The 20173-nt window shown below is 42.4% G+C and carries 17 protein-coding genes and 1 pseudogene; 5 read left to right on the plus strand and 13 right to left on the minus strand.

Translation table 11 applies throughout. The features are described 5' to 3' along the window. Positions 1-360 precede the first annotated feature (360 nt). Both F7734_RS53240 and F7734_RS53245 read right to left on the minus strand, forming a co-directional pair. On the minus strand, positions 361-1287 hold the full coding sequence (locus tag F7734_RS53240) for an alpha/beta hydrolase (protein ID WP_155752328.1): 927 nt from the start codon (positions 1285-1287) through the stop codon (positions 361-363). Between the two features lie 18 nt (positions 1288-1305). After that, on the minus strand, positions 1306-1803 hold the full coding sequence (locus tag F7734_RS53245; protein ID WP_155752329.1) for a DUF4112 domain-containing protein: 498 nt from the start codon (positions 1801-1803) through the stop codon (positions 1306-1308). Positions 1804-2052: 249 nt separating this feature from the next. Here F7734_RS53245 and F7734_RS53250 point away from each other — a divergent pair, with 249 nt between their 5' ends. Continuing rightward, positions 2053-2496, plus strand: coding sequence for a hypothetical protein (locus F7734_RS53250; protein WP_155752330.1), 444 nt, complete (start codon positions 2053-2055; stop codon positions 2494-2496). 118 nt (positions 2497-2614) lie between these two features. Here the strand turns inward: F7734_RS53250 and thrC are convergent, their stop codons facing one another. Next, on the minus strand, positions 2615-3706 hold the full coding sequence (gene thrC, locus F7734_RS53255) for a threonine synthase (RefSeq protein ID WP_166482719.1): 1092 nt from the start codon (positions 3704-3706) through the stop codon (positions 2615-2617). Positions 3707-3970: 264 nt separating this feature from the next. Between thrC and F7734_RS61435 the strand changes: the two genes are divergently transcribed. Further along, on the plus strand, positions 3971-4165 hold the full coding sequence (locus F7734_RS61435; RefSeq protein WP_166482720.1) for a hypothetical protein: 195 nt from the start codon (positions 3971-3973) through the stop codon (positions 4163-4165). Between the two features lie 70 nt (positions 4166-4235). Here the strand turns inward: F7734_RS61435 and F7734_RS53260 are convergent, their stop codons facing one another. Together F7734_RS53260 and F7734_RS53265 are read right to left on the minus strand one after the other, a co-directional pair. Further along, positions 4236-5729, minus strand: coding sequence for a hypothetical protein (locus F7734_RS53260; RefSeq protein ID WP_155752331.1), 1494 nt, complete (start codon positions 5727-5729; stop codon positions 4236-4238). Positions 5730-6343: 614 nt separating this feature from the next. Then, a pseudogene (locus F7734_RS53265) lies at positions 6344-6979 on the minus strand (DUF3370 family protein); the annotation flags it as partial. A 160-nt stretch (positions 6980-7139) separates the two neighbouring features. Between F7734_RS53265 and F7734_RS53270 the strand changes: the two are divergent. After that, on the plus strand, positions 7140-8429 hold the full coding sequence (locus F7734_RS53270; RefSeq protein WP_243147557.1) for an FtsX-like permease family protein: 1290 nt from the start codon (positions 7140-7142) through the stop codon (positions 8427-8429). Between the two features lie 148 nt (positions 8430-8577). Here F7734_RS53270 and F7734_RS53275 read toward each other — a convergent pair whose 3' ends face one another. From F7734_RS53275 to F7734_RS53310, 8 genes are all read right to left on the minus strand, one after another. After that, entirely contained in the window at positions 8578-9537 is a 960-nt protein-coding gene (locus tag F7734_RS53275) for an NAD-dependent epimerase/dehydratase family protein (RefSeq protein WP_155752332.1), read from the minus strand. Continuing rightward, on the minus strand, positions 9534-10682 hold the full coding sequence (locus tag F7734_RS53280; RefSeq protein WP_155752333.1) for a hypothetical protein: 1149 nt from the start codon (positions 10680-10682) through the stop codon (positions 9534-9536). The genes F7734_RS53275 and F7734_RS53280 overlap by 4 nt, the downstream gene beginning before the upstream one ends. Before the next feature lie 9 nt (positions 10683-10691). Beyond that, positions 10692-12245 (minus strand): B12-binding domain-containing radical SAM protein, encoded by a 1554-nt coding sequence (locus F7734_RS53285; RefSeq protein ID WP_155752334.1) that lies wholly within the window; start codon positions 12243-12245, stop codon positions 10692-10694. Positions 12246-12581: 336 nt separating this feature from the next. Continuing rightward, on the minus strand, positions 12582-13622 hold the full coding sequence (locus tag F7734_RS53290) for an aromatic ring-hydroxylating dioxygenase subunit alpha (protein WP_155752335.1): 1041 nt from the start codon (positions 13620-13622) through the stop codon (positions 12582-12584). 9 nt (positions 13623-13631) lie between these two features. Then, the gene (locus F7734_RS53295) at positions 13632-15035 is read right to left on the minus strand and encodes an amidohydrolase family protein (RefSeq protein WP_155752336.1); all 1404 of its coding nucleotides are present in this window, start codon (positions 15033-15035) and stop codon (positions 13632-13634) included. A gap of 38 nt (positions 15036-15073) precedes the next feature. Next, positions 15074-15388 (minus strand): Mpo1-like protein, encoded by a 315-nt coding sequence (locus F7734_RS53300; RefSeq protein WP_155752337.1) that lies wholly within the window; start codon positions 15386-15388, stop codon positions 15074-15076. A gap of 137 nt (positions 15389-15525) precedes the next feature. Beyond that, positions 15526-16053 carry a sterol desaturase family protein gene (locus tag F7734_RS53305; RefSeq protein WP_155752338.1) on the minus strand — a complete coding sequence of 176 codons (528 nt, stop codon included), beginning with the start codon at positions 16051-16053 and terminating at the stop codon, positions 15526-15528. A 33-nt stretch (positions 16054-16086) separates the two neighbouring features. After that, positions 16087-17061 (minus strand): cupin-like domain-containing protein, encoded by a 975-nt coding sequence (locus F7734_RS53310; RefSeq protein ID WP_155752339.1) that lies wholly within the window; start codon positions 17059-17061, stop codon positions 16087-16089. A gap of 136 nt (positions 17062-17197) precedes the next feature. Between F7734_RS53310 and F7734_RS53315 the strand changes: the two genes are divergently transcribed. Both F7734_RS53315 and F7734_RS53320 read left to right on the plus strand, forming a co-directional pair. Beyond that, a complete protein-coding gene (locus F7734_RS53315) occupies positions 17198-18301 on the plus strand; it encodes an SGNH/GDSL hydrolase family protein (protein ID WP_155752340.1) in 1104 nt (367 codons plus the stop codon). A 188-nt stretch (positions 18302-18489) separates the two neighbouring features. Beyond that, complete coding sequence (locus F7734_RS53320; protein ID WP_243147558.1) at positions 18490-20145, plus strand: GH3 auxin-responsive promoter family protein; 1656 nt, start codon at positions 18490-18492, stop codon at positions 20143-20145. Positions 20146-20173: the final 28 nt, after the last annotated feature.

The following is a 20173-nucleotide window of genomic DNA, read 5'->3' on the forward strand; positions in this document are numbered from 1 at the left end:
ATGGCAACTAAAATAATAGAAAATTAGATAAATTAAAGATGGTAAACGACTTCAAGGGTGTTATTGTCAGGGTGTGTCACCTATCAAATTTAATTGTGATACACTTTCCACATAAAATATATGCGGAAATTATTTTTTCATAAATCGGTTATATTTACAAAATTGAAATAATCAGGCATTGATTTGTCGCAGCAGAATCCCTAGAAATGTTGTCGTTAAGTGTAAAAAATCCCCTAAATGACTAACGACATTTATACATAATTCTGACTGCTTTAGCGACAAATGATGAGTGGGAGCATTGAAAGCGATTGGTATGCTGGCTCCCACTCTTTTTATTGGTGATAATATAATGTGATAGGATTAGCTGTCTTGTAAAAATTCAAGAATTGCTGCGTTCACATCTTTTGAAGCACCAAAAGATGCATCATGGCGGCAGTTAGGCAAAATTTGTAATTTTGCGTTGGGTAGATATTGGCAGAGTTTTTTCCCATCACTTGCAGGAAACCACGTATCTTGTTCACCCCACAAAACAAGTGTGGGACACGTAACCGCACTGAGGTTCTTTTGAATATTGGCAAGAAAGCTAGGTTTATTGGTTTGCAAATGCTCAATTTCCCGTGCTGCTATTTGTAGTTCTTCCGCTACTTTTGCAAGAGTACCGGGAAGCTCCACATAGGGGTAAGTTATCCAATAAACGTCTTCCTGGGTGAGTATGGATGGATCGAACAGAACATCTCGCCTTTCTACTGCCATAATTTCTCTAACAATTGGTGCAAACAACAGCGGTAGTCTCAATGAGTCAATGATTTGTACTATCTCTATAGGCATTTGAGAAAGTAACCACATTCCCCAATGAGGTAGACTTTGGGCAAAGATAGGTACATTGAGTACCACCAGTCGCGTTATTAATTGGGGATTTTTTTGTGCGATCGCTAAAGCAATTAATGCGCCTAACGATTCTGCGACAACAATAGCGGGTTCATCACATAGAGAACGGATAACTCTCTCGAATTCAATCACCTGATGACCATTCTTTTCTTTACGAGTCACTGCTTTTTCCGAAAAACCATAACCTTTTGCATCAAAGCAGATAATTCGAAAATGTTGAGATAATGTATCTATGCTGGAACGCCAATTATAACTCCAGCTACCAACACCATGTAACAAAAACAAGGTTTGACCCTTACCTTTTTCACCATACGCGATTTGTACGGGATACCCATTAGCATCCGTAATAATTAGACTTTGCCGACCTTTAGGAAAAGTCGCTTGCCACCAATCTTTCATCAATTATTTTGTACTCATCTAACTGCCACTTAAGGATTTCAACAGAGTTTCAAGCAAGGTTCCAAACAGCCTCATGAGTATCACGGCAAATGCTACTAGTCCAATAGTGACAATGAACAATAGAGTTAACACCCCAAATACAAACCACTTGTCTGTGCTTTTTCTCTGTCTGGGAAACTTTAAGTAATCTTCTAGTAGTTTAATGTTGTATTCATTAGCTGTCCAGGCAAAATCGAACAAGTCTCCCACTAACGGTACAGCACCTAATATTCCATCTATTATTATATTCAAGACCATTCTGCTTATCGTAGCAGCAGGCGCACCCGACCTAGCTGCTTCTAAGACTATGTATGCCGAAAACAGAATTCCCAAAAAATCGCCCCCAACAGGTATCAATCCCAAAATTGGATCTAGACCAATACTAATCGGGGTACCGGGAATGGTAATTGCTTTATCCATGACACGGCTCAGTTGACGCAGCCGTTTTACAGTCAGTGTTTTGGCATCAGAGTCCATAATTGAGATAGTGAGGGGGTTGAGATGAGCGCGATCGCATTTCTGTTATTAAACAGCTAGTTATTGTACTTCTTTGCAGCCACAGTTGATAAATTTCCCTGCTACACGTAATAAGTTGTTACGGTATGAACTACCCCAGTTACTTCATGCTACCAGTAGTAGGGTGGGCAGTGCCCACCCTACTGTTCAGCAGTGCGTATATTTCTTTGTATAAAGAATACACTGTATAAATCACCTGAATTTACTGATATGACTCAAGAATTAACACCACAGTGGTTGGCAGAAATCAAAGCACTTAAACAACAACTAGCAGAACTGCAAGTAGAACGTGATGCCGCTTGGCAAAGTGCGGAAAAATGGCGTAAGCTCTACAACACTGAAGCAGAACAGCGTCGTTCCGATGCTCAAATGGCACAACAAACGATAGATTCGTTAAAAAAACAAATAGAGCAAATCAAGGGCATTGAAGCAGAATTACTTGACGATCCAACAACTACAACAGCGATTGAGCAAGAAGTCGAACAGATCAAATCCGTTGAGGAGTTAAAAACCCAACTCATTGCTGTTATCAAAGAACGCGATCGCACACTTCAAGCGTTAAAAACAGAGCAAGACAACCACGCCCAGACCCGCAAAAGCTTGACCACCGCATTAGGTGATGCCATAGACAGATTAACAAGGGAAAGAGGATGAATTATGAATTATGAATTATGAATTATGAATTATGAATTATGAATTATGAATTATGAATTATGAATTATGAATTATGAAAATACAATTCATCATTCATCATTCATCATTCATAATTTTTTCAAAATCCCATTGCCTCAGCCACAGCCTTAAGTTCCGGTGGAATACCTTGTTTAAATTGGCTGGAACTGTGTTTAATAGCAGTGTCTGGGTCTTTCAGGCCGTTACCAGTCAGAACACAAACGACAGTTGCCCCTGTGGGAACTTGGTCTTTTACCTGTAACAAACCAGCAACAGAAGCTGCACTAGCGGGTTCGCAAAAAATCCCTTCTTCTGATGCCAAAAGTCGATAAGCCTCAAGAATTTCTGTATCGGTTACGGCGTGAAAACTTCCCATGCTCGCTTGCTGAACGGCAACTGCTTTCTCCCAGCTTGCGGGGTTACCGATACGAATCGCTGTGGCTATGGTTTCTGGATGCGTCACTGGTTGACCGTTCACTAGAGGTGCTGCACCTGCAGCTTGAAAGCCCATCATTCGGGGTAAGCGATCGCATTTTCCTTCTTGATGGTATTGACAAAATCCCATCCAATATGCTGATATATTTCCTGCATTGCCTACGGGGATACACAACCAATCGGGTGTATCACCCAAAGTATCAACAATTTCAAATGCAGCTGTTTTCTGCCCTTCTAAACGGTAAGGATTCACCGAGTTCACCAAAGTGATTGGGTAGGTGTTTGCCATGTCGCGCACAATTTCCAGCGCCCTGTCAAAATTCCCTTGAATTGCCAGAACCTCTGCCCCATAGAGCAACGCCTGTGCTAATTTGCCCAGTGCAACGTAGCCATCTGGAATAATTACAAAAGCGCGCATTCCTCCACGTCTGGCATAGGCAGCAGCTGCAGCTGAGGTGTTGCCCGTGCTTGCACAAATAACAGCCTTTGCCCCAGTTTCCTTTGCCTTGGAAATTGCCATTGTCATTCCCCGGTCTTTAAAGCTACCAGTGGGATTCAGACCGTCATATTTCACAAATACACGGACTTGTCTGCCGATAAGTTCTGCAATTGAGGGAACTGGAATCAAAGGAGTATTGCCCTCTAGCAAAGTCACCACTGGTGTATTTTCAGTGACAGGCAAGTATTGACGGTAGGCTTCTATTAGCCCTGGCCAGGGTTGGCGGTATGATTTAGCAGCAGTCAGGCTTAGAGTCACGGTAATTAAAAACTTTTATTTTTAGCTGAGATGGTAACAACTAGTGATATATCTTTATTTTGCACATCAAGTGTCACTGATATGCAAGGCTCAACAATAATGTTTTTTTTTGGAACAAAAATACTATGCAAGCAGTCCTGCCGATATATAACATTAGACACCTTACAGGCAATTATGAGGAATATACAATTATTTAATGATTCTTAAAACTTCTCTATTATAATATCTCTAATGGTGTGAGTTGATTTGTGAGTTCGTATGGTTATGACTACTTCTAGCGTTTCAAACACTGAATCCCAAACATACTGGGCAACCAAATTGAATAAATGCCTTTATCAGGCCGAGCAGCAAGCAAAATTTATGAACCTGCAAGCTGAAGTTGATTGCTTGTTAAGGCAATTGCAGGATATGAAAGTACAGAAATCATCTGATACGTGCAGCCTGGAAAGCGCTCAATAAGCACTGCACGTATATCGCCTCTACCACATTTGTGCAGTTGAAAAGCAAGTGTTATTCACTTTGAATAACGTCAGAAGCCCGTACCGTGCTCGCAAGGCTCAGTGTGCGATTGTTCGCACTGCAAAGCTTTACCCTCTAAAAGTTCTATGAGGCTTTGAGCGTAAGCAATGGTGTCTTCTGAGATCGGCGAGCGCTGGCTTAACCAGGTCTTAGCTCGTTCTTTCCCGTGACGAGCTGCTACAATCAAAGCACCCCAAGCTTGCACTGACTGTCGCTTTGGATTGACTTGCAATTCTGTTTCCACGCGATTCCATAATATCTCCCCATCTGCTTTAAGGAGGCTAGAAATTTCCCGAGCGTTTTGTGGCGAAGCCTTGAACACCTGTAAAGCTTTTTCCCAACGACCATCTATAATATCTGCCAAAACTTCTTGGCTGGGGCTTGCCCAGATTGTACTGGCTTGAGTCTTTGTAAATTGGGAGTGCAAGCGAATTGCATCCATTTGGGATTGCACTTGCGGTGAAAAAAGCTTTTTTTGGCGTTTCTTTAGAGATTCCAACCGTTCAAGAGCTGGTGTCCACAATCCGCTACGAGCTAGCAAAAGAGCATCTCGGTAAACGGAATGCTTAAGAACAGGTTGTGTGAAAGCAATTGCTTCTAATTCGATAGGATTGAGGAAATATTTGACAGATTGGACTTGGTAAATTTTTAACTGAGGTTCTAAACCTACTGTTCGATCCACAACGAGTTCTTTGTTTCCACCACCTGTGACTTGCCGCCATTCAGGTAAATGCCCGTTTGGGCTAGTCCAAGGCAACATGAATTGTAAGAGAGAGCGATCGCTATTGTAGTAAACAACAATACCGTAAGCAATGAGACTCGTTCCTTCTTGGCGATTACCCCGTAAATAGAACCAAACACCAGGTGATGGCGTCTCACCGTCAAAACGCCCTACTTCATTCAAAGGTAAGGACAGATTGGAACCTTGATTTTCATCTGTAGTTTTAACAAAAGGTGCTATTACAAAAGATTCTTCCGGTCCCGCAACAGATAACTGAGTTACTAGACGATAATATTTCTCCGATACAGATTTCAATTCCAATTCTTTGGAACGTTCATAAACTCTAAGTTCAACTATAGATTTACAATCAGACTGGCAATTAGACTGTTGCTTCAAGACTGGGAGCAAGAAAGACACTGCCGTGTCAGCTTTTAGAGGTAAGATTTGTCCTGCTTCCAACCCCTGCTTTTTGAGAGAGTCTTGAATTTGTTTGAGAGTCTGAGGACGTTCTGCGCCAGTTGTAGAAATTTGCACCCAATCCGGCAAAAGTTTATTTAGCCATCCTACTTGATAAGGATTAAGTATCAATTGGACACTAACCCAAGCAAAAGTAATAAATAACCCCCCAGTACCCATTAAAATCGCCAATGCTAGCACTGACACCAGCCAACTTTTCTGTTTGGGTTTCTTGTTAAGTTTTTTACAGACACGCTTGACTCCACCTTCTTTCAGTTGATTGTGTCTGTAAGGTTTTGGCGCAGGGTTTGACGAAGGATTTGCCATGCTACTTTTTCACCAGTCTCATTAATCATCTTGTTTAAAGTATTTCCCTTTATACTCGCGTTTTAAAAATATCGCCCATAAAATTTATATTAGTGGTTGGGGGTTAGTGGTTAGTAGTTAGTGGTTAGTAGGGAAGTAGAGAACCACCAACCACTATCCACTATCCACTATCCACTAACAAAGATAAATTCAGTGTAATTACTCATGTCATCACAAGAACTTTTTAAATACACTTTTGAGCATAAGTGTGATGTGAGTTGAGTGTAAAAAGTTAAAAGGTAGAATAATTCGTAGCAGTTATGGTACTAGTAGAACTCTTAGTTACTTAAAGAGTTACTTAATTACCAAGCGAAGCGATGCTTATTCTTAAAGAAAAGTAGGAACAAACCTCAAAGGTTTCGCTAAAAAAAGACATAAGAATATGGAAATGTAGAAATAATTTATCCGTGTGTCCACATTCTTATGTTTTATTTTTTATTAGTAGGTTGGGTTGAGGAACGAAACCCAACATTTAATCGAATTATTGGTGTCACTTCGTTCTACCCAACGCACGAGCTAAAAAATTGATAAATGGTAATGGGCACCGCCCCTAGGGTATCTATTGCATAGGAAATGGCTTTACCTCGCTGTGGGATAGTCAAATGTTTTGCTTTTGGGTTATCTAATAATATTGCCCATCAGTCAGCGACAGCCCTATTCCCAGGCCCTGCATATGCTTTACCATCAGAATTCTCTACATAGGACGGTAAAGTGACAAATGGTGCATCTTGCATCAAGTAACTTGCTGCCTGTAAAACATCCACTGTCACTGGTTTTGGACTTGGATTGTGCAAAATCACTCCCAAATAAAGCGTTTGCAAATCTTTGGGAGTGTGGGTATGGTGATGGGCAAATAAGTCAAATCTTCCTTGAAAAGGAAAGTTTAAGTGTGCGGCTGAAACTTTTTTTCCGTTTGCAGGAAAGGTAGAGAGTAAAATTCCCTCAGTTTTGATCCATTCAGGGCTATTGCTATTAAAGACAGGTACTGTATCTAGCTTGCCTGATAGAGCGCGTACTTCCCGGACTTGCACGATTTCTTGAGGTGCTGGCTTGGGTGGAGTTTGGGCAATAGCTTTTTCTGAGCTTGTTCCTTTTTGACTAGAAGAAAAATTTGTGTTCGTTACAAATCCAAGGCTAGCAGTGATAAGAAGCCCTAATATAAGTAGGAATGCAGAGGCAGGTAATTTCGTTTTGGAGCGATAGACTGGCATGAAAATTAATTTTCAAGAAAGCAGGTGTAAAAGATGACCCATTATAACTACAAGTTCCTTGATATATTTCCTGAGTGCGATCGCAGTCAATAGAATGATGATGGAAGTGCTCAGTTAGGAACTCGTGGTTGCCAACATAACAATAGGCGTTTAGCATACTATGGCTAATGTCAGACTAAAAAAATTTCTTAGTATACCAGCTTTTCTTATGGTTTCAATTGCCCGTAAAAATCTGCTTGAAGATATTCCTCGCTTTCTAGCAGCACAGGCAGGTATTATGTTTGCCGTTAGCCTAGTGACTATTCAAACAGGTATCTTCAATGGGTTTACGCGCTCCTCTACGAAATTAATTAACAATTCCACTGCTGATATTTGGGTGGCGTCTGACAGCATGATTTACCTAGATCTCACACTGCCAATGCCTTTAGCTCATATCAATTTAGCGAGAGAAGTACCTGGTGTCGCAAATGCAGAAGCGCTCATTGCCACCGGAGGAGTATGGCGTCACCCCATGGGAAGAATAGCTCCAGTCAGAGTCATTGGATTCGCTCCAGATGGGCAATTGTTTATACCTAATAATATTATCCAAGGCAGTATAAATACCCTCAAAGAACCGTATACTGTAATAGTAGATACATTTAATGCAGAGTCTTTGAGTGTACGACGTGTCGGCGATCGAGCACAAGTCAATACTGTGCCTACACGCGTGGTTGGCTTAACCCAAGGAAACCGCTCAATTGCATCAAATCCTTATATGTTTACTTCTCTAGAAAGTGCCACTGCTTACGTGAGTTCTGGTAAAACTTCTAATGTGTCTTGTCGAATGCAATCAGGTTCCAAAGACATTCAGTGTACCACCACTTACGTAGATCCGGAGAAAAACCCTACCCCCGCACCAAAACCTTTATCTTCATTAGACCCCATCACTTATATCCTCATTCAAGCCCAGCCCGGTCAGGATTTGCAAGCACTCAAGAAAAGACTAGATGCTGCCTTACCCAACACCCGTGCCTACACCCGTGCAGAAATGATAAAAAAAACTGAGGTTTACTGGCAAAAGCGAACTGGCATTGGATTCATTTTAGGGCTGGGTGCAACAGTAGGAATCATTGTAGGAGCCATTGTTGTTGGTCAAATACTTTATTCCTCCGTGTCAGAACATCTCAAGGAATTTGGCACACTCAAAGCAATGGGTGCATCTGATTGGACGATTTACAGTGTCATTATTGAGCAAGCTATATGGATGGCTGTTCTCGGTTATATCCCTGGTATGGCACTTTGCTTGGGAGTCGCCACTTGGACACTGGCTAGTCAAGGTATCCTCATTTTAATTACGCCCAAAACCGCGATCGCAGTTTTTGGTGTAACTATTATTATGTGTACTGGCGCAGCAATTTTTGCCATTCAAAAAGTCACCCGTCTCGACCCCGCGACGATATTTAATAAGTAGGGATTGAGGATTTTGGATTTTAGATTTTGGATTTTAGATTTTGGATTTTGGATTGGGGACAAGGGAGACAAGGGAGACAAGGTAGAACTTTCTTCTTTATCCCCCACTAACAACCAACAACTAACCACCAACAACTAACAACTAACCACTAACCCCTAACCACTAACTCACGTAAAGTTTCTGTGACTGAGCGCGGATTCCAACCAAGCTCATTACGGGCTTTTGTAGCGTCTACTCGGACACATCGGTCGTATATATAGTGAACGCGTTCTCGACTGATGGGTGGTTGCCAATTCAACAGCCTTCCAATTGGGTCAAGTAAATTCCCCGCCAATCTTACTAGGGGTTTGGGAACTTCACGAGGCGCTGGAATACCTGTTTGGTGGGAAACAATGGCAAACATTTCCCGTAGTGTTAAATCACCCGCAGAAATAATATAGTACTCCCCCGGTTTCCCCTTTTCTGCTGCTAAAATCATCGCGTCTGCAAGGTCGTCTACATGGACAATTCCAGTAATGCGATCGCCTCCCGCCCACACTTTGAGTTTTCCTTTGCAAAACAGCTCCATAACCGGACCAAAATGGGGGTCATCAGCACCAAATATTCCAGAGGGAAGAACGCTAACAGCATGAAAACCAGCTTCAACAGCTCGATCGACTAATTGTTGAGCTTGGTATTTAGTGCGATCGTAAGCAGAGGAAAAGTGCTTCTGCGTTCTTTGGAAAGTTTCATTCACTGCTTGACCTTTTGTATCACCGAATACACCAATAGTGCTACAGTAAACTAACTTAGATACGCTAGTTTCTCGCGCCACTTCTAAAACGGCTCGCGTCCCTTCTACATTGACTCGCTCCATCTCAGCTTCATTAACAATTCCTAGCTCCACATAAGCAGCAGTGTGAAAAACCGTATCTGTATCAAGCATTGCTGCTCTTAACGCATTTTTGTCAGTAATATCACCATAAACTAATTTTACGTTAACATTCTCAAGACGGGTTAAATTACTAGATTTACGTACTAATCCAACAACAGTATTGCCCTGCTTTTGCAAAGCCCTAACTAAGTGAGAACCTGTAAATCCATTAGCTCCAGTCACTAACGCCTTCATAAAGCTTTTTCATAAATTCTGTAAGTTTTATATATTTTGCCACCAGCTGCTTCGATTAATTTGCGTGAGGGGAAATTATCTTCAAATACTGTGGAAAGTTCAGCCCCTTTATAAGGTTTTCCCTTTTGTATTCCACCTTGCATTCCCAAATAAATTAAAGCTAGAGGTACCATTTTTGAGCGGTATTCTGGTAACGAACAGATGACAATCACTCGCCCTCGATCGATTTGCCGACGATACCAGAGAAACTTAAGAATTCCCAACCAGTTGAGTTTTCCATTAACATATTTGAGGGGAATATTGTAATCAGGTAGCCCCATAAAAAAGCCCACCATTTCCCCGTTGTACTCAGCAATGGGGAAAATATCTGGATCTATTAAACTCTGTAATTCTTTAGCTTCATCTAAAAATTCTGCCTCAGTGCGAGGTGTAGAACTCCAATTAGCAGAAAAGGCACGGTTAAAAAGGTGATAAATGTTCTTGGCATCCTGCTCGAATGCTTCACCTTTGGTTCTGATTGGGCGGAATTTCACTCCAGATTGACACGCAATGCGATAACCCTTCTCAAACTTTGCTGCTAGGGGTTTATCCAAAGGGAAATTATAAGCATATGCGTCTTTAGCTTTATCCCACCCATCCCGCTCCATAAACTTTGGGTAATAAGGTGGATTGTATGGCATCATCACCGTTGGCGGTGAGTCAAATCCATCAACTAAAAACAGGCAACCATTATGAGTAGAGAAATTAATTGGACCTCTAGCTGTGGTCATTCCTTGCTCTCGCAACCATTTGCAGGCAGCATCTAGTAAAGCTTGAGCTATGGTAAAATCCTCAATACATTCAAAAAAACCGAACAAGCCAATATTTTGCCGTTCACGATCTATTAGCCGTTGGTTGACAGCAGCAACAATGCGTCCCACTGCTTGAGGCTCTTTTGCTTCTTGGGATATAGCAATAAACTGTTGCAGTTTTCCATACTCTAAAAAGGTATTTGCGGGTGTGAATTGCTTTGCAATACTGCTACGGATGGGGGGTACCGAATAAGGATCTTTAGCGTATACCCTTGCGGGAACATCCAAAAACATTTCTTTTTCGGCAGCAGTTGTGACTGTTCGGATGCTAATTGCTGTTTGATTGATTACCATTTGTTTTAGTTAATAGCTCGAAACTAAAGATGTATTTTCCAGGCATTTCTCAAGTTGCGCTTCGATTTCCTCACGGACAATTTCACGGTACTCCATGAAATGCTCTAGATGGGCGCAATTAATAAAATAGGATTCAAATACTCCAGGATTGTGTCTGATAATTGAAAACAACTGATGCCAGAATTGGAAGCGGGTATTTCGCTTGACTCCCTGCCGCCAACAAATAATGAGCAATGCCCGAATATACTTGAATTGTGGTATGCGAAATTTCTTTTTGTGAGGGGTAGGTTTCATTGCCATGAAATGCCGAAAAACTCTCGCCAAATAACGTTTGGGTTCGTAGAGTTCCCAGAAGCATCTCACGTACTCGCCAGCCAGTTCTTTAATAGGACGAGTAGGAATAAAATTGGCAAGCGTTGTTTGATTGATGTTAGCCTTTTCATTCTGCAGACGCCCTTCCTTCTGAAGTCGCTCCCAAAGTGCAGTACTTGGAAGCGCCTGAAGCATACTGCACATTGCTTGAGGAATCGCAGTGGCTTCTACAAACTCGATAATGCGATCGCCTGCCCCCGACTTTTCACCATCAAAGCCAATAATAAAACCAGCCATGACGCGCAAACCCGCCCTGTTAATTGTCTTGACTGATTCAATCAAAGAGTGACGTGTATTTTGGAATTTTTGCGTCAATGCCAAACTTTCCGTATCCGGTGTCTCGATACCCAAAAATACAGCACTAAAGTTGGCAGCAATCATTAAATCTAGCAGTTCTGGATCTTGTGCCAGATCCACCGAGGCTTCAGTTGACAAGCGGAAGGGATAGCCGTGTTCTGCCATCCAAGGACCGAGTTCGCGCAGTAAGAGTTTCACATTGCGCTTGTTGCCGATAAAATTATCATCCACGACAAAGACCGAGCGCCGCCAGCCCAAATCGTACAGAGTCTGCAACTCAGCAAGTAATTGTGAGGGGGTTTTAGTCCGTGGCTTACGTCCATAAAGAACAATAATATCACAAAACTCACATTGAAAAGGGCAACCACGGGAAAATTGCACAGACATATCGCTGTAAGCTTCTAGTTCCAGCAGATCGTACCTGGGAATGGGCGTACTAGTCACATCAGGTTTTTCTCCTTTGGCGCTGAATACTCCTGAGGTTTCACCCCGTTTTAGAGCTTCAACCAGCATTGGCAGAGTAATTTCACCCTCATCTAAAACCAGAAAATCTACCCCTGCTTCCTGCGCGTCTTTAGGAACAGAAGTGACATAAGGACCACCAGCAGCAACAAGTTTACTCCGTCGCTTTGCCTCACGAATCAGAGACAGCATATCCGATTTCTGGACAATCATTCCTGAAATAATCACCAAGTCTGCCCAGTTCCAATCTGCTTCAGTTTCAAACCGAACATTACGGTCTACCAAGCGGAACTCCCAGGTTTGGGGTAGGATAGCTGCAACGGTAATCATTCCTAGAGGCGGGAGTGAAACTTTTAGCCCAATCAGTTCTAACGTTTTGTCAAAAGACCAAAAGGATTTAGGGAACAGAGGATATAACAGTAAAATTCGCATTATTGTTTAACAGTTTTGGGCTATTGGTAAATCTTGAATTTTGATAAGTAATTTACACCCTCGATCTTTCGTTTTCAGGCAGAAACTGGGAATGCTCGTTTGGAAACTTCATCTCCCAATATATTCAGTAGGGTGGGCAATGCCCATAATTTGATATTGGTAGGCCTTGCCCACCCTACTTTACCTTTTTCATGATTGATGATGCAATTTTTTCATCGAGGCTGCCTCCTTATATATTCTTTCGAGGCAGAACCTCGATGAATGTATTCCCATGATTTGCATGGGAACAAGAAATGTCAGTTTCGTACATTAAACCAACCTACGAATTTAATTGCTCTAGCGTATGAATTGTTCGTATTGAGAAACAATAACGTGTTGGAGGGCAATAATAGCAGGGTTGATTTCGACATAACGCCGTTGGGGATTTGCAAGATAGCTTTGTTGCTCGCTCTCAATCATTTCACAATCTTGGGCAACAAATTTCCGAAACAAGCGCCAGATAAAATTTGCTATTAGTTTCTTAATTGGTTGGACTAGCCATTTGGAAAGGCGAATTTTAACAAATAAAAGGGAAAACGATCGCGTTTCTGTTGGACTTACGGGTAGTCGCATGAGGTACAAGGAGGAAAGACCTTCGAGCGAACTGTGATAGTGAGGGTAGTAATACCGGATTGAGATAGTGCGGGTAGTAACTTTATGTGCGTTGTCACTCAATCCTAAAAATTTGGTAAAAATTCCTTTATAAGAAACTTTGTAGTCAGCGCACACTGATGTTTCTGTTGCTTGTAAGTTAATTAAAACTGGATCGAACCAGCCCTGTAGTTCTTGGTGCAAATACCCGTGAAAGACATCCATCGTATTTTCATTACAAATGGAGAAATGTGCTTTAAAGTGAGTGGGAATGGGCACCATCAACCAATCGGGCTGGTCAAATTCTGGTACATCAGGCACTTGGGATTGTTCAGACAAGGCAGCATCACCCGGAAATATCCAAATCAGGTTGTATTTTTCCTGAATTGGATAGCTACGGGCTTGAGCACAGGGTAGTTTTTGCCCTTGAGGCAAGTACGGAACACTGACACACGCGCCACTTCCATCAAATTCCCAACCGTGATAGCGACAAGCAAGGTGAGTCCCTTGGACTTTGCCTTTATGGAGTGCCACTCCTTTATGAGGACAAGCATCTTCCAAGGCATGAAATTGACCACTGGCATCACGGTAAACAACAATTGCCTGCTGCCAAATGGCTACAGGCATAACTTGACCAACTTTGAGTTGGTCAGCCCAAACGACTGGATACCAGTAATTTGGGTTGATGCCAACCTCGCGAACGCGGTTGTGAACTGTTTGACTTTTGAGGGTCGTGGCTAGTTCCATCACTTGCACTTACACTGTTGCTGTAGTTGTTGTTTCGGTTAACAAATCTTTAGGTAGAGATTGGCGCAAGCGGTTGCCGTAAAGTGCCAGAGCATTACCGCCTAGCAATAGCCCTAAATGCTCTCGATCGTAATCAGCAACTGTAGCAGCATCTTGGACACAGTTCTGAAGTACGCCATCCCAGTGACCGTAATCGCCAGAGAAGCAAGCTAAGCGCTTACCAACTTCACCCATAGAAACGTGAAGATAAGAAGGACCCGGATCGTCTGATTCAAAAGAGGTAAAGATTTGCCCCCGTTCAAAGTACTCTAATGGATCTCGGTGGCGAAGATTGTAGTGCTCATATAAGCTAGCATCGTCAATTTTAGTAGGATCGTGTTGGGCATTCCATAAGAGGTCGAAGAGGTTTTTAGCCTGATTCATGAGATTAATATTGTTGTGGCTACCTCTTTCCTGAATCATCAATTTTGTATATTCGATGAGGGAAGGGCGATAAGGATGTTTGGGGTCAAAATCACGGATGCGCTTTTCCCAATGCTCGTGAAAGGCATGGGCGAGATCTGGTAACCAGCCGCAACCGCCTTCTAGAAAGCCCACCCGGAGTGTAGGAAAGCGCTCGAAAACTCCATCAAACACCATGCGTGCTAGTGCCAACTGTTGTTGGTTCCGTTGCACGAAAATGTGGGTGAGAACAAAAGTTTCCATGTGATCGGAAATGCCACCCACCATAGAAGAACCGGGACCACCGTGAATGCCAAGGGCAACGTCTAAGTCTACGGCTGCTTGCAATAAGGGTTGAAAATCGGGATGAGAGATCGTCTTACAAGTGCGAATTTCTGGAAAAGCGTCAGGTGCTTTGGGATGGGGAATGGGCAAGTTTGGAGCAACAGCTACACCTATCATGCCCAGTTCATTCACGCAATGGTACATCTCCGCTACTGCTGCGTCTACGTCTTGTAGCGGTAAAACGCCAATAGGCTGGAGGCGACCGTTGTACCCCCGGCAGTCCTCAGCAATATAGTTGTTGTAAGCACGGCAAAGTGCGATCGCGAAATCTTTATCTATGATGCTAGAAAATATTAAGTTCAATGTGCCATAGATAACCTGAACATCAATACCTTCCTGGTTCATGTGTTCAAGTCGGATTTTATTGAACATTGCGCCCAACGTTGTCTCTGGGTGTAAAGTGCGAAAGCCCCCCTTACCCAAACCCTGTGGTTGTGGGAACATCCGCACTAAGTCGTTCTTACCCGTTGCTGGATTAAAGTCTGCTATTCTTGCCCTTTGATCGCCAAGACTATCAATTGTCAGACCAATGCGATCTTGATACTCTCGATCCAGATAATCCCTCATGACTAAAGGATTTTCTATCTTATGAGCATCCGCATCAATCACCAACAAACCCTGATACATTATTGATTTTCTCCTTTTCACCAGTTAAAGCGCAAACATTAAACCGACTTTTGCGTAACAGATCTCACGACTTGGCGTACACCAAACCAGTTCTCGAAAGACCATAGTATCGAGACTATGATGGTGATACCGGGATACTTAACAAAAGCAGGATCGTTTTTTTCAAACACTGCATGCCCACCCAAAGCAAAAACTTGGGTAAGCACCAAGCAAACAAGTGTCAGTCGCCAGTCGTAAAACAGACAGACAACCGCCCCAATTGCCAGGAGATTCGTTAAGTGATGCAGAAACTGGTTAATAGGATGCTGATGACTTGCAACAAAGTGGGCTTTTGCCTCGTGGAAATAATTCAAATTTGTTTTCCTCCGGTTCCAGCCGCTATGTAAAGCTTGAAGCTGTTTAGAAAAAATATACCAAAACTCCAGGAAAAACCAATTTTATACATAAGATTTTTATCTTATGGTCATTGGTCATTGGTCATTTGTCACTGTCACCACCAGCGCAGCTGAAAATAACCCCGTTCTGGTTGGTTAAGTTCTTCTGCTGTCAACCATTCCACTTTTTTGTAAGTCCCAAAAACATGGTCCCACCAATCCACTGCTAAGCCAAAGTTATGGTGCCACATACCATACTTATGATGTACGTAATGCACTGGCATCTTCATCCAAAAGCACTTAGTGGGGTTTTCATGTTGAAGTTGGTGGGCATAAGCTGAAAATGCAGCGTAAACGAGGGCACCTAAAAACCAACCAACTCCAGCTTGCCAAGAGTGGAAAAACATCAAAAACATGACCACAGCACTGCCTTTGATATAGTCCCGAAACTCCCACACAACCCCTTGTCCTTCATTACGGCGATGGTGATCGCGATGACGTTCGCCGATCCGAGGTGAGGCGTGCATCAACCGATGTATCCAATATTCAACCAAACTCGCCAAGACAAATGCTATGACAAAACAAGCGATTCCCACCCCCAAGGAGAAGGCTGGGCTTGTAAAAAGCTTCTCCAACTCGGTCATCGACATTCTTTCCTCACACTTTTATTGCTTATTTTATAACCTGTGAGAAATTTTGCTGAATTTTTGTTTGCGATCGCTACTGAAAACGGCACTGGCAAAATTGAATAAAATATGAGGTAATGCAAATATCATTCCCAAAACTGCACGCCATCTTGTTCTAGACAATAAGACTCGTGAAATAGGATAAACTCGCCAAAATCTATTGACCGCACAAACCATTTCATCACCTAATGCCGTTACATCATGCCACCAACCTTCAGGTATAAAAAGAGTTTCACCGGGATTAAGAATGACTTCACGTTTGTGCTGTAGTGCTTCTTGAAATTTTGGAAATGATGTAAAATCTGGGTTTTCCACATTAACTTTGCTAAACCAGCAACGCAACCTCATCCCATAAAAAAGGTGAATATAAACTGGAAATGGATAAAGGTTATTCGTTTGAGAAGGTGGAAACAACACCACTTTTTTAGAACCGTGCATCTGCATCAGTGTCCCATCCATTGAGTCATAATGCAGCCCCGAACTATGACCCGCCGGATTAACGTAAATATTGAGATTGGTCGCCGATTTTGTCAAACCCAGTTTTTCTCCAATACTTTTTAAAGAGAGATTATCGACCAGGGAAGTATTTGTTAAAGGATGTTTTCCCAGGTTAACATCATTTTCATGAGCCTTGCCATTACGCATTAACTCGGCAAATTCGTTAAAGGTCATAATTTGCAAATCGACTCCACTGCCTATAGTTTTCCATTTGCGTTTGTCCTGTTTGTACCTAGCACTTCCATAATTCCGGAGAACAAACTTTTGATTGCCAAGCTTTTCACACAAATAATCTAGAGTCCAGTCACTCTCATCTTGTAATAATCCTGCGATAATGACTGGTGTGCTCGTTTTTCGGTAATTCTCAAAAAATATCTTTGGCGTTAAATCGGCTATATCAATCCTTGGTATTGAGTGAGTTATGTTGTATAATTCTGATTCAACATTCTGTTTTGATTGTAAATGCATAAGTGTATTCCTGATGTAGTTAGTCTTATGTGTCTTCCAGTCATTCATTGTTCCAAAAAATGAAAATCTTAGATCGTTAAAAATTCATAAATTTAAAAAATTCCAAAACACCAAAATTTATCATGATACCAAACATATGAGAAAAATGAATTTAGCAGTAGGAGTTACCTTTTTACCTTTTCTGTTACCACTTGGGGCAACGGCAGCTACTTTCGATAGAATTTATGTTTTTGGTGATAGTCTATCTGATTCGGGCAATGTGTTTAATGTCACTAAGGCCGGAAATGCACTAGACCCTACCATCCCAATAGACCCTCCAAGTCCACCATACTTTAATGGACGTTATTCCAACGGTCCAAACTGGGTAGACTATCTTGCCAGTTCTATGGGAGTCAATCCCGTTCCATCTACAGTGTTGGCTGTAGGTTCTCCAATTATCATCTCACCAACAGGTGAAGTGGGAATTAACTTTTCATTCAATGGTGCTACTACTAACCAAAGTGTTAATTTTGCCTTTGGCGGTGCTACATCAGGCTTCACAAACGCTAGCGATCCCCGCCTACCAGGAGTGCTAAGGGAAGTACAAGCATTTACTAATGACCTCTCAGTTGCCAATCGATCTGCTGACTCAGAAGCTCTTTATATTGTGTGGGCGGCTGGTTCCAATGATTACGCTGCTGGTAACTTGAGCGGTAATGTATTTGCTGAAAATGTATCTGGAGGAATTACGTCACTATTTAATGCTGGTGCTAGAAATATCTTGGTTCTTAACGTTCCAGATTTAGGAAAAACACCCCGTGGTTTAAGTCTTGGTTCCAATGAAGCTAATCTTCGTACCCAAGTTAGTCAGGAATTTAATGCTAGCTTAGCCGCTGCTTTAAGTAATTTAAGTCAGACACTTCCGGGAATTAATCTCATCACCTTTGATAGTGCTGCTTTATTTCAAGATGCGATCGCCAATCCAGCAAAATACGGTTTCACCAATGTCACTGAATCTTGTATAAATCCAGTCAACCTCACTATCTGTGCCAACCCAAACAACTATTTATTTTGGGATAACTTGCACCCAACAACAACAGCCCATGCGATATTGGGAGAATTAGTTTTCACGAAGTTAACGTCCGAATCTAAGACCGTACCAGAACCTACTTCTTCAGTCTCCATCGGGATCTTAGGGTTAGCATGGTTAATGCAATTTATTAGCCGCAGATCTCGACTAATGGCTAATGCTAATGGCTAATGGCTAATGGCTAATGCAATGCTAATGGCTAATGGCTAATGGCTAATGGCTAATGGCTAATGGCTAATGGCTAATGGCTAATGGCTAATGGCTAATGGCTAATGGCTAATGGCTAATGGCTAATGGCTAATGGCTTTTGACCAATGACCAATGACTTTTGACCAATTACAAACTTCTTGCTACCAATTTTGACATTTCTCGCAGAACGTGCTAAAGAAAATTTTGTTAAGAAAATCCGCCAAACTGATGCCGTACAAGAAGAGTTTTTACGCAAGCTGTTGCAAACCCATAAAGATACTGAATTAGGTCGTAAATATGGGTTAAGAGATATCAAAACCATTGACCAGTTTCAGCAAAAGATTCCAATTCTACCTTACAGTGGTTACGAAGCTTACGTTGAACGTATTGCCAAAGGCGAAAAAAATGTCCTCACACCTGACCCGGTTGTCTATCTCAATACCACCAGTGGCTCCACAGGAAACCAGAAATTAATTCCCGTTACTAAACGATTTCAGAACTCTTTGGGTTGGGCTAACCTGACTTGCATCGGTTTTTTGAATGAAGCACTGCGATCGCGGCAAAAAAAGTTTGGCAAACTGCTAGTCACCAACACAGCGCAAATAACAGGGCGTACCAGTAGCGGAATTGACTACGGACCGGGGGGTACGGGAGTCCTACGCATGGGAAAATTCCTCTACGAGCAACTCTTTGCCCATCCCTATGAAACCTTAAAGGCAGAGGATAGCATAACAAGGCACTATTTGTGCTTTTTATTTTCCCTGAATAACCCCTCCATGCGAGGAATCATCGCCAACTTTCCCATGCTGATCCTCCGAACCTGCAACTACCTTGAGCGATACGGGGAAGAGTTAATCCGAGATATAGACAAAGGGACAATAGCCGATTGGTTGAAACTCGAACCCGAATTGCGGTTTCAATTGGAACGAAGATGGTTAGCCAATCCCTCTCGCGCCGCACAACTGCGAGAAATTTTGCGATCGTCCGGACGCCTGACTCCAAAATTAGCTTGGTCCGATCTGTCTTACATAGCCACTGCAAGAGGAGGAACTTCAGATTTTTACTTTGAAAGATTTCCTTCCTTCTTAGAAGACACTCCCGTATTTGGTGCCGTGTTCGCCTCAGCAGAAGGCACACTGAGTATTTACCATGACTTCAACAATGATGGCAGCATCCTGGCTATAGAAACTGGCTTTTTTGAATTTATTCCAGAAGACCAATGGGAAGAAGAACATCCTAAAACCCTACTCGCCACCGAAGTTCAGCCAGGAAAACTCTACCGCATCCTGATGACTAACTACAGTGGCTTCTACCGTTACGATATTGGTGATGTTGTTGAAGTACTAGGCTTTTACGAGCAAGCACCTCTAATCGTCTTTCGTTACCGTCGCGGCGGAATACTTTCTTCTACCACAGAAAAAACAACTGAATTTCATGCCACTCAAGTGATGCAAGTCTTGCAGCGAGAATTTGGTTTACCCCTTGAGGATTTTTGTATCACTTTGTCGGAAAATGAGTTTCCCGCTCACTACCTAGTGAATATTGAACTTGCACCTGGTGAAAAATTGAGCGATCCCCAAGCTTTCCTGGCTAGCTTTGACCGCAGGCTCAAAGAGATTAACGTGTATTACGGTTCCAAACGCAAGGACCAGGTACCGCCTCCAAGATTGCGGATTTTAGAGGCGGGAAGCTTTGCTATTGTTCGGAAACGCCAGTTACAAAAGGGAATTCCCGATTCTCAATTGAAATTTCCTCACATTAGCGAAGATCGCAGTTTTCTGACAGGTTTAAAAGTAGAACAGGAGGTTAGATTACCTGAGGAGTAGGAAGTAGGGGTGAGGGGGTAGGGAGGAG

Source organism: Scytonema sp. UIC 10036 (genome assembly GCF_009725235.1).

Excerpts from the sequence above, each read along its gene's own strand:
- F7734_RS53240 (WP_155752328.1), bottom strand. The coding sequence starts at position 1,287 with ATGAAAGATTGGTGGCAAGCGACTTTTCCTAAAGGTCGGCAAAGTCTA.
- F7734_RS53245 (WP_155752329.1), bottom strand. The coding sequence starts at position 1,803 with ATGGACTCTGATGCCAAAACACTGACTGTAAAACGGCTGCGTCAACTG.
- F7734_RS53250 (WP_155752330.1), top strand. The coding sequence starts at position 2,053 with ATGACTCAAGAATTAACACCACAGTGGTTGGCAGAAATCAAAGCACTT.
- F7734_RS61435 (WP_166482720.1), top strand. The coding sequence starts at position 3,971 with ATGACTACTTCTAGCGTTTCAAACACTGAATCCCAAACATACTGGGCA.
- F7734_RS53260 (WP_155752331.1), bottom strand. The coding sequence starts at position 5,729 with ATGGCAAATCCTTCGTCAAACCCTGCGCCAAAACCTTACAGACACAAT.
- F7734_RS53270 (WP_243147557.1), top strand. The coding sequence starts at position 7,140 with ATGGCTAATGTCAGACTAAAAAAATTTCTTAGTATACCAGCTTTTCTT.
- F7734_RS53275 (WP_155752332.1), bottom strand. The coding sequence starts at position 9,537 with ATGAAGGCGTTAGTGACTGGAGCTAATGGATTTACAGGTTCTCACTTA.
- F7734_RS53280 (WP_155752333.1), bottom strand. The coding sequence starts at position 10,682 with ATGGTAATCAATCAAACAGCAATTAGCATCCGAACAGTCACAACTGCT.
- F7734_RS53285 (WP_155752334.1), bottom strand. The coding sequence starts at position 12,245 with ATGCGAATTTTACTGTTATATCCTCTGTTCCCTAAATCCTTTTGGTCT.
- F7734_RS53290 (WP_155752335.1), bottom strand. The coding sequence starts at position 13,622 with ATGGAACTAGCCACGACCCTCAAAAGTCAAACAGTTCACAACCGCGTT.
- F7734_RS53295 (WP_155752336.1), bottom strand. The coding sequence starts at position 15,035 with ATGTATCAGGGTTTGTTGGTGATTGATGCGGATGCTCATAAGATAGAA.
- F7734_RS53305 (WP_155752338.1), bottom strand. The coding sequence starts at position 16,053 with ATGACCGAGTTGGAGAAGCTTTTTACAAGCCCAGCCTTCTCCTTGGGG.
- F7734_RS53310 (WP_155752339.1), bottom strand. The coding sequence starts at position 17,061 with ATGCATTTACAATCAAAACAGAATGTTGAATCAGAATTATACAACATA.
- F7734_RS53315 (WP_155752340.1), top strand. The coding sequence starts at position 17,198 with ATGAGAAAAATGAATTTAGCAGTAGGAGTTACCTTTTTACCTTTTCTG.